Annotated in this window: 8 protein-coding genes; 2 read left to right on the top strand and 6 right to left on the bottom strand. The window is 43.4% G+C overall.

Annotated elements, in window-relative coordinates; translation table 11 throughout:
- Positions 1-277: 277 nt before the first annotated feature.
- From AS194_RS12085 to AS194_RS12060, 6 genes are all read right to left on the bottom strand, one after another.
- Complete coding sequence (locus tag AS194_RS12085; protein WP_058025739.1) at positions 278-715, bottom strand: BLUF domain-containing protein; 438 nt, start codon at positions 713-715, stop codon at positions 278-280.
- 123 nt (positions 716-838) lie between these two features.
- Positions 839-1,300 carry a BLUF domain-containing protein gene (locus AS194_RS12080; protein WP_058025738.1) on the bottom strand — a complete coding sequence of 154 codons (462 nt, stop codon included), beginning with the start codon at positions 1,298-1,300 and terminating at the stop codon, positions 839-841.
- A gap of 83 nt (positions 1,301-1,383) precedes the next feature.
- A complete protein-coding gene (locus AS194_RS12075) occupies positions 1,384-2,052 on the bottom strand; it encodes a hypothetical protein (RefSeq protein ID WP_058025737.1) in 669 nt (222 codons plus the stop codon).
- 673 nt (positions 2,053-2,725) lie between these two features.
- Positions 2,726-3,340 (bottom strand): single-stranded DNA-binding protein, encoded by a 615-nt coding sequence (ssb, locus tag AS194_RS12070; RefSeq protein ID WP_058025736.1) that lies wholly within the window; start codon positions 3,338-3,340, stop codon positions 2,726-2,728.
- Positions 3,341-3,562: 222 nt separating this feature from the next.
- Positions 3,563-4,207 (bottom strand): DUF3833 domain-containing protein, encoded by a 645-nt coding sequence (locus AS194_RS12065; RefSeq protein ID WP_083499692.1) that lies wholly within the window; start codon positions 4,205-4,207, stop codon positions 3,563-3,565.
- Between the two features lie 141 nt (positions 4,208-4,348).
- On the bottom strand, positions 4,349-5,713 hold the full coding sequence (locus tag AS194_RS12060; protein WP_058025735.1) for an MFS transporter: 1,365 nt from the start codon (positions 5,711-5,713) through the stop codon (positions 4,349-4,351).
- Between the two features lie 670 nt (positions 5,714-6,383).
- Here AS194_RS12060 and uvrA point away from each other — a divergent pair.
- Both uvrA and AS194_RS12050 read left to right on the top strand, forming a co-directional pair.
- The gene (gene uvrA / locus AS194_RS12055; RefSeq protein ID WP_058025734.1) at positions 6,384-9,290 is read left to right on the top strand and encodes an excinuclease ABC subunit UvrA; all 2,907 of its coding nucleotides are present in this window, start codon (positions 6,384-6,386) and stop codon (positions 9,288-9,290) included.
- A gap of 82 nt (positions 9,291-9,372) precedes the next feature.
- Positions 9,373-10,212, top strand: an 840-nt coding sequence (locus AS194_RS12050) for an IS256 family transposase (protein WP_058025733.1), incomplete at its 3' end; no start/stop codon positions are given.

The following is a 10,212-nucleotide window of genomic DNA, read 5'->3' as shown; positions in this document are numbered from 1 at the left end:
TATTATCCTGTATCGTTTTTATTTAGACTTAACTATAGCAAATGGCTATCGACAATAATTACTTATCGAAACTTAACTCAACAAATTTCTATTTTCTATAGTGTTTCTTAAATGCGGTATTCCCTGAATATTATTACTTTTTCATTTTTTAATAAAATAATATTCATTAATACACTATATTAATAAATCTGATTTATTAGAATCTAATAATTAGGCGCTGTAGCAAAAGCATATGAGCTTGCGAACGAATGCTTGTCTAAACCCTAACGACTTTTATTTAGCCTTTTTGTGCACTCAGCTCATTCATCAACCCATGAGCAGATTCAGCATTTAGCAGGTAAGGGTTAAAACCAATAGTCGTAGAGTACTTTAAATAGATTGCGGCGTTCTCTTCGGTCGGAGACGCATAGTTCATCGACCATTTCGCCCACTCCCTATGCTTTAGCTCACGTGTGTCAATAATCTGTAGGTCGTGATGACGCTCATCGGAAATGAGAATGTATAGCAATCGATTAATTTGCGCTCTTGGGCCTTCTATCGTCTGCAAAAAATAATCTTTATTGAACGTTAGCATCCCAGTGATACTATTAGCAGCGTTATTTATCTGTGCTTGCTGCAAGATTTCATTGAAATCGGTCGCTGATACATTTGGGTTTGCACGGCTAGCATAGGTCATGCTCACTAAGATATGGGCATCTGCGTGTGTTGATGTCATGTTTGTTCTCTTATACAAATATTATGAAAGCGGATCGCATTTATAGGCATTACTCAATTAACCAAGGGCATACCAAGGTTTTTTCTTCTGAATGGTCTGCACTTCACTCTTTGCTTGTTGCTCTTATAGCTCAGATAATGTATCAATCAGCATCGTGATTTGGTTGGTACTCATTAAGTAAGGATTGAACTCACTTCCTGTCGAGAATTTTAACGCCAGTCCTTTTTTCTCTTCACTTGGAATCAAGTACTTCATTGACCATTTACTCCAATGGCGCTGCTCAACTTCACGGCACTCTATCACCTGCAAAGAATGATGACGCTCATCTTTCACAAGCTTTCTAACCAAGCCATTGATAACCGGCCTTGCCCCTTCGATACTTTGTAAAAAGTAGTTATGGTTAAACACCAACGCACCAGTGATACCATTGCGCTCGTTATTTTGCTGAGCTTGCTCAAGGATACGAGTTACCTCACCGTTGAGGTTATCGTTGTTATAACGACTGATATAAGTCAAACGTAGAATGATATGCTCACCATGTCGCATTTTTAAGCGATTTGATTCTACAATATCGACGGTTTTCATAAAATTTCCCAATTGATTTGTTAAAGGCATAAAGCAAAACGGCTAAATTGTGTTTAGTACGCTATGGATACTTGTGCTAATAACTACGGCTGGATTCTTTTGATAAAAGCAGCCATACCACGAGATAAATCACTGTTACTGCTCTTTTGTACTTCTTGTGCCAACAGTAATAATTGCGCGCTGTCCTCACACTGCTCTAGACTCAGTAAATAGCCCCAAGCTTCTGCAGGTGGTGCATTTTTTTCAATGTAGGTCGCCAAGTCAGATTTAAGGGTTCCATAGTTGGCACCAGCAACTTTTGCCTTCAACATACTACCGATAGACTTTTTGCCAGACTCTGCAATTTTGCTTGGCGGTTTGCTATTAAAAGTACGATCGAACTCTATCTCAGTACTGACATCAAATGAGTTGCCTGTAGATTGAGGTTGCTCAGCGACTGGTACTTGAGGAATAGTAGGTGCTTCGGTTACAGTAGATACCTGAGGCGCTGTTTGGATTTGCGAACTAGAGTTAGCAGCACCAATCAGTTCAATGCACTCAAGCTCTAAAAGCAACTCAAATAAAGGCCCGACACCGCCAAAATCAGCAAAAATTTTGCTATTATCAAGCGTATCAAGGTAGTTTTGATACGTGCGCTTGCCATCAATTATGATAAGCAATGTTCTCGCCTCTCTTGGCAAAACGCCAAAACTTTGAGACTTTATTTCTGCTCTACCCAAATCGCTTTTGCGAAACACATCACCGTAATTCATTGCTTATACCCAGTATTGACAGTAAGGGATGCACCTCACTTGTAAGACGCTGGCCCAGATAGTTATTATATTGATAGTCAACAAACGACCAGAATCTAATACATTCAAATAATTGCTAAGCATTGCTTTAGCCGTCAAGAACTTGCTTAAATTTCGCTACATTATTTATTTTAATTAAGTATATCAACGTCATGCATCAACTGTTAGTGATAATTAAAGTGGATGGATCGAACGGTTTATATAAGGTATGGAAGGTAGTTTTTATAAATTTCAATATAAAAATTGAAAATAAAAATAATGGCAACAACGCTTTTAAAAAATAACGGTTATATACAACAGTGAATAACCACACTTCCTTGATAAACCACTCAATAGTAATCGCATATATTTCCAGCCTTTAATAGCAGAATAAAAAAATAAACATAAGTTTTGTTTTTTATTAGTAAAATAACAATAAGTAAGTCTATTATTTGATACTTAATCTCTGATATCGCGTGAATATAAACATATAGGTAATTTTCTAATAATTTATTCATAAAAACTAAAAAATCCCGCTATTAACGGGATTTTTAATTCAAAGATACTTGTTCAGTACTTTATCTTTTAAACAAAAAAAGAGCCTATTCACATAGGCTCTATCTAACTTAATCAACATTACTTAATTATGTATTCCTCAAAACGGGATATCATCGTCTACAGGGCCATCTGGCATTGCCGTAGGCTTAGATTGCGCGGGTTGATTAAACTGATTTTGCGGCGCAGGTGCATTTTGGTTATTAAAGCTGTTCTGACCGCCACTCGGTTGGTTATTGTAGCCGCCTTGTTGTGCTGGCTGGCTACCTGCTTGCTGACCGAAATTATTTTGGTTGCTTTGACCGCCTTGGTTGCCATAGCTGTTTGAATTCTGGCCACCTTGATTGTTACTAAAGCCTCCATTATCGCTTTGGCCACCACTCATACCATCAAGCATCTGCATTTGCTCAGCACGAATCTCAGTGATATAACGGTCTTGGCCGCTTTGATCTTGATATTTACGCGTACGCAAGCTGCCTTCGATATAGACTTTGCTGCCTTTACGCAAATACTGCGCGGCAATTTCGCCTAAACGGTTAAAAAGCGAGATACGATGCCACTCTGTCGCTTCTCTTTTTTCACCGCTTTGTTTATCCGTCCACTGCTCAGATGTCGCAACCGAGATATTAGTCACGCTACCGCCATTATTGAACTGGCGTGCCTCAGGATCTGCTCCAAGGTTACCGATGATGATAACTTTATTAACTCCGCGCATGATACCGTCCTTTTACTTATGAATAATTATTCGATAGAAAAAATGATTCCTATCAATGATATGATTTTACTTTAACCAATTTTTGTTTAAATATCTAGCAGGTTTTATTAGTATACGACAACAAATGTCGCCTAGACATATTAATTAAGATTTAAAATTTTAATAGATAAAGATGCTGTTATTTTGCCATTTTAAAACGCTGATGAACACCTTCAAACTATATCAATTCTGGTTAGCACCTTGATTGCTATCACGTAATTTAAAGGAAGAGTTCTTGCGATGCATACTTAATGTCACACTTCCTAACTCGACGCCAAACTTTGTCATCACTGAACGATTGAGCATGACATCGTCATTAATGAGATACATCCAATCGTCAAAATTCACTTTGTAGGTTTTGTCCTCGACTGGCAGATTTAATACATAATCCCAATTCAGGGTATTGCCTACCACATCGCCGGTTGCCGCGCCAACAACGTCGCCTGCTGTACCAATCCAGCGTCCATTACTTTTCTCAGTCAGTCGCCATATACGCTGCGATTTTGACCCATCTGCCCACGAAAATTTTTCGTCCAGAATGATGACATCATCGCCTTCGTGAGTCGCATCGATATCGACATAAAAGCGTTTTTTGACCTCACCATCACGCCCTTGGAACATGCCCCACCCCTCGATTTGACCTGAGAAAAACTTATGCATATCAAGCGTTGGTGTGGTGTTCTGATAGGCTTGAATATTTTGCGTGGCACAGCCAGATGTCAGTAGCGTGGCCGATAGACCAATACCTACTGTTAACTTGGCAATTGAGCGATGCGCCTTCTTTTTACCTTCTATGACACTACCAGACAACATCTTAAATTTACTCATATTAATTCCTTTTAAACAGAGATAAATATCTGACACTCACCGATTGATGATTATCTATACGCTACACGATCTATACGGCTGCTGCCCATTCAATTCTGCCTATTTGCCCTTATTTCTATAAATTTGGGTCTCTGCCGCTATTTAAATATCTAACGGACTTTGCGCCAAACTCGATAACTGCTGACGTGAATCATCCGTCAGTTGGGTCTTGTCTAATTTTAAATAAGCGACCTGTTCTTTTGCCATGACCACCAGCTCATCCACGCCATCAACTGCTAGCATCTGCCGAGACCAATCTTGGATATTGATGTTTTTAGGAATGGTTACTGTCGTGCTCGACAGATAAGGTGGCTGAGCAATGGGTATAATCAGCAGCAATGCGATGCCCATGACAAGTGACAACAGCCCCCATGCCAGCAAGTTAGACTGATTCAATAGCAGCCCGCCCATCGCGCCACCAACGAACGCACCTAAGAACTGGCTAGATGAATTAAGCCCCATCGCCGTGGCTTTATTGGCGACTGGGGCGCGCTTGGATATCCAAGATGGAATAGTGGCCTCAAGTAAGTTAAAACCCATAAAATAGAGCAATAAACCTACAATAATACCGACACCGACTTGGCTACCCAAGGCCAACAATGCCAAGGCTGCAGTCATTAAGGCGATAGCAGCTAGAAAGACTTGGCGCATTTTACGCTTCTTTTCAGCGATGATAATAAAGGGAATGGCGACGGCAAAGCCGACAAACAATAGCGGCAAATAAACCATGCCCTGCTGACTCACCGACAAACCCATCACCTCTGTGAGCTGATGCGGCAAGATCACAAATATCGCTGTCATGGTCAAATGCAGCGCAAAAATTCCAAAGTGCAAACGGTTTAAGTCGCCGATTTTGAGCACGGTAGCGAGTTGCTCACCGATCGATTTGTTATCTAGATTGTGCTTGAGCACGCGCATTGGCGTGGGTACGACAAAAAGTAGCAGCATCGCTAAAATAGCAAATCCTGCCGTCAGCCAAAATAGACCAGAGATACCAAGCGAGCCTACTAATAACGGCCCAAAGGCAAAGGCGAGCATGATGGAGGTAGCAATAGTCAAGCCCATCGTCGCCATTGCCTTGGTGCGCATCTCCTCGCGGGTGACGTCGGCAAGCAATGCCATGAGCACCGCAGAGACCGCGCCACTGCCTGCCAGCGCTCGACCAATGATCACTTCATAGATATCCGTCGCATTTGCTGCAATCATGCCGCCGACTGCAAACAGTATCAGACCAAGCATGATAATCGGCTTACGCGGAAACTTATCGGCGGCAAGGCTCATCGGTATCTGAAAGATCGCTTGTCCTAGTCCATAAATACCAACGGCCAAGCCAATCAAAAACGGCGTCGCGTGTGCATAATTGTCACCATAAACAGAAAACACCGGCACAATCATAAACAAGCCAATCATACGCAAGGCAAAGATGCCACCGACTCCGAGGATTGCCCGTTTCTCTACGCTATTCATACTTGCCTCACTGATTGATCATTGCTGTTTTTTCACTGCTGGTACTTGTACTGCACCATGATTTATCACTACTGGTTTATCAAGACACTGGCCTATAAATCAAGCCCCCTAGTATAAGACATTCGCCGTTTGGTTGCCGAGACTTTTGTCTTACTGACGCCCCCGCCTATAGCGCATCAACCCAAGCCATTCATATTACGCAATTATTTTGTTACCAACTGCGTCAGATGCGCAATCACACCTTGAATAATGCGGTCGCCATAACAATAAAGTAAGGCGTTGTAAACATTATTATTCATTAGCTCGAACGACAGTTCAAACGACAAACTCCTCCGTAAAATGACATTTTTGGTCAAAACCATAACAAACGATGCCTGTTACTTAACAGGTATTTGATTTAGATTTGCTTAGTCGAACAGAAATCAATCGCATCAAAGACTGCAAAATAAGAAAACAGTAAATTGGCATGTATAGCCCTTACTTCACGAACGTATGAACACTTTATAAAAGCACTATTTATAACCATATTTTTTATAACAGAGCTATTTGTAACGACATTATAAATTTAGAAATCATTCGCGTTTTTAACCAATAATTTTACTGATCTGTATTTACCTTTTCATTTGAGATATTTCCAATACTCTTTTAGCAAATAGGAAACCCATAAACGATGGCACATGACCATATCGCAATACGCGGCGCACGTACTCATAATTTAAAAAACATTGATTTAGACATTCCACGAGATAAATTCGTGGTGATTACTGGTTTATCCGGTTCTGGTAAATCGTCCTTGGCTTTTGATACGCTATATGCCGAAGGACAACGCCGATACGTCGAGAGTTTGTCCGCTTATGCGCGCCAGTTCTTATCGCAGATGGAAAAGCCTGAAGTCGATAGCATCGAAGGTCTATCCCCGGCAATTGCTATTGAGCAAAAATCGACCAACCATAATCCACGCTCAACGGTCGGTACGATCACTGAGATTTATGATTACCTGCGTCTATTATACGCGCGTATCGGTACGCCTTATTGCCCAGAGCATGGCGAACCTATGGTGGCGCAGTCGGTGACCGAAATGGTCGATCAGGTTATGGCACTCCCTGATGAGACCAAGCTTATGATCCTTGCGCCAGTAGTGCGTGAGCGTAAAGGAGAGCATACAGTGCTGCTTGAGCAATTGATCGGTCAAGGGTTTGTCCGTGTACGTGTCGATGGCGACGTGTACGATACCGATGAGCTACCAACACTGGATAAAAAGAAAAAGCATACCATCGAAGTGGTGGTTGATCGCTTTAAGGTTCGTGATGACTTGGGCAACCGTGTCGCTGAAAGTTTAGAGACGGCGCTGCGTTTGGGTCAAGGGCTGGTCACTTTGCACTTTATGGATGGCAACCCAAAAGAAGGCGGTGACAACAATCAAGTCATGTCAGCCAAGCACTCATGCCCTGTCTGTGATCGTGCGGTACCTGAGCTTGAACCGCGTATGTTTAGTTTTAACAATCCATACGGTGCGTGTCCAAGCTGTGATGGTCTTGGTAAACGCCAATATTTCGCGGCTGAAAAATTGATTACTCACCATGAAAAATCGCTCAATCAAGGTGCGATCAATGGTTGGGATAAACGTCATGCTTATTATTTTGGTTTGCTGAGCACTGTCTGTAAGCACTTCAAAATCGATATGGATATGCCGTGGCAAGACCTCAGCAAAAAGCATCAAGACATCATCATGCATGGCTCTGGTAAAGAAAAACTCACTTTTAACTTTACCGATGAGCGTGGTCGCAAGACGAATAAGACCGTACCATTTGAAGGCGTACTGCCTTATCTAGAACGCCGCTATGCTAAAACGCAAAGTAATCTCGTCCGTGACGAGCTGGCTAAGTATCTGGCTGATACCACCTGTAATGTCTGTGATGGTGCGCGTTTGAACGAGATTTCGCGCAATGTTCGTGTTGATGACCAGACCATCGCTGACATCGTTAAGCTTTCTATCGGTGACTCTGCCGATTACTATAAAACGCTTAAAATTGACGGTCATAAAGGCGAAGTCGCAGAAAAAATCTTTAAAGAGATCAATGAGCGCTTAAACTTCCTCGTCAGCGTTGGGCTTGATTACTTGACCCTAGCGCGCTCTGCCGAAACCCTATCGGGCGGTGAAGCACAGCGTATCAGGCTTGCCAGCCAAATCGGTGCAGGTCTCATGGGCGTCATGTATGTACTTGATGAGCCATCCATTGGCTTGCATCAGCGTGATAACGACCGCTTGCTTAAAACTTTAACACGCCTGCGTGATTTAGGTAATACCGTGCTGGTCGTTGAGCATGATGAAGATGCCATTCGCCAAGCGGATCACGTCATCGATATCGGTATCGGTGCGGGCGTACACGGCGGTCATGTGATCGCTCAGGGTACGGTCGATGACATCATGGCAAACAAAGAATCGCTCACTGGACAATACATGTCTGGCAAAAAGCGCATCGAAATCCCAACCGTGCGTCATAAAGCCAAAACGATGGACGTCGACGTCAAAGGTAAGGCCAAAGCCCAAAAAGTACCAATGACGATTGAGTTAAAAGGCGCATCAGGCAATAACTTGCATGATGTGGATTTGACCATACCTGTCGGTGTCATGACTTGTGTAACGGGCGTATCCGGTTCTGGCAAATCAACCTTGATCAACCGTACGCTTATGCCATTGGCAGCGACGCAGTTAAATAACGCCTCAACGCTTATCGCAGACAAGCATGAGAGCATCAGTGGACTTGAGCATTTGGACAAAATGGTCGATATTGACCAAAGCCCCATCGGTCGTACACCGCGCTCGAACCCAGCGACGTATACGGGCGTATTTACCCCTGTGCGTGAGATGTTTGCGCAAACGCAAGAAGCGCGCGCTCGTGGTTATAAGCCAGGTCGCTTTAGCTTTAACGTCAAAGGCGGACGCTGTGAGATGTGCCAAGGCGATGGTCTTATCAAAGTCGAGATGCATTTTTTACCGGATATGTATGTGCCGTGTGACACCTGTGATGGCAAGCGTTATAACCGCGAGACCTTAGAGATTCACTATAAAGGCAAAACCATCGCTGACGTGCTCGAGATGACGGTAGAGGACGCCACTGAGTTCTTCTCGGCGATTCCAGCGATCTATCGTCGCCTGCAAGCGTTGATGGATGTGGGACTGAGCTACATTCGCTTGGGTCAATCCGCGCCGACGCTATCAGGCGGTGAAGCGCAGCGTGTCAAACTGGCGCGTGAGCTTGCCAAGCGTGATACGGGACAGACGCTCTATATCTTGGATGAGCCAACCACAGGTTTGCACTTCCATGATATCGATAAGCTGCTCAACATCTTGCATGCGCTACGCGATAAAGGTAACACCATCGTGGTCATCGAGCATAACCTCGATGTCATTAAAACTGCGGATTGGGTGATTGATCTGGGCCCTGAAGGCGGTAAAGGTGGCGGCATGATTATCGCGGAGGGTACGCCAGAAGAAGTCGCAGAGGTCGAAGGCTCACACACGGGTGAGTTTTTGAAGCCGATGCTTACGCAGGTGGTTTCTGAGGCGGGTTAGTTTAGTTAATTGTTTGGTTTTAATTTGAGCCTTTCCTAAAAAGTGTGTAACTGCTTATAATCCACTAACAGGAGAATAAGCAATGACTACTCAATCTGACATTAAAAAACTGGCCGAGCAAATGGCTGGTAGCATGAAAAGCTTCGATGACATTAAAGACTTCCAAAAGCAGCTCATGCAATCCTTTATCGACACTGCACTAGAAGCTGAGATGGAAGATCATCTTGGCTATCCTAAGCATGAGAAAGCCGATAAGCCAAATAAACGCAATGGGCATACTAAAAAAAGAGTCCGCAGTGACACAGGCGATCTTGAGATCTCAACCCCAAGAGACCGTGATAGTAGCTTTGAGCCTGTATTGGTTGCTAAGCAACAAACCCGCATCTCAGGTCTTGACGACAAGATCATATTCCTTTACGCCAAGGGTCAAACCACCACCGAAATTGTAGAGAGCATTAAAGAGCTCTACGATGTCGACATCTCAAGCTCTCTTGTCTCAAGAGTCACCGATAATATCTTAGAGGACATCACCGCATGGCAGAACCGGCCATTGAGCAGTGTTTATCCTATCGTCTATCTAGACTGCATTGTCGTTAAAGTACGTCAAGACAAGCAGATCATCAACAAGGCTATATACCTGGCACTAGGCGTGGGACTTGATGGTAAAAAAGAGCTGCTTGGTATGTGGTTATCAGAGAATGAAGGGGCTAAGTTCTGGCTAGGTGTACTCACTGAACTACAAAACCGCGGGGTACAAGATATCCTCATTGCCTGTGTCGATGGTTTAAAAGGCTTCCCCGATGCCATTAACACCGTCTACCCCAACGCTCAGGTTCAGCTGTGTATCGTACACATGGTGCGTTACTCCATGAAGTTTGTGCCATGGACGGATAAGAAGGCCGTAGCGGCTGATTTAAAGGCC

It is taken from the genome of Psychrobacter piscatorii, from assembly GCF_001444505.1.
GTDB classification, from domain to species: domain Bacteria; phylum Pseudomonadota; class Gammaproteobacteria; order Pseudomonadales; family Moraxellaceae; genus Psychrobacter; species Psychrobacter piscatorii_B.
Note: the sequence above shows the minus strand (reverse complement) of the source record. Positions and strands in the feature narration are given on the sequence as shown.

Coding starts and splice junctions, on each gene's coding strand:
- AS194_RS12085 (WP_058025739.1), bottom strand. CDS start 715: ATGACATCAACACACGCAGATGCCCATATCTTAGTGAGCATGACCTAT.
- AS194_RS12080 (WP_058025738.1), bottom strand. CDS start 1,300: ATGAAAACCGTCGATATTGTAGAATCAAATCGCTTAAAAATGCGACAT.
- AS194_RS12075 (WP_058025737.1), bottom strand. CDS start 2,052: ATGAATTACGGTGATGTGTTTCGCAAAAGCGATTTGGGTAGAGCAGAA.
- ssb (WP_058025736.1), bottom strand. CDS start 3,340: ATGCGCGGAGTTAATAAAGTTATCATCATCGGTAACCTTGGAGCAGAT.
- AS194_RS12065 (WP_083499692.1), bottom strand. CDS start 4,207: ATGAGTAAATTTAAGATGTTGTCTGGTAGTGTCATAGAAGGTAAAAAG.
- AS194_RS12060 (WP_058025735.1), bottom strand. CDS start 5,713: ATGAATAGCGTAGAGAAACGGGCAATCCTCGGAGTCGGTGGCATCTTT.
- uvrA (WP_058025734.1), top strand. CDS start 6,384: ATGGCACATGACCATATCGCAATACGCGGCGCACGTACTCATAATTTA.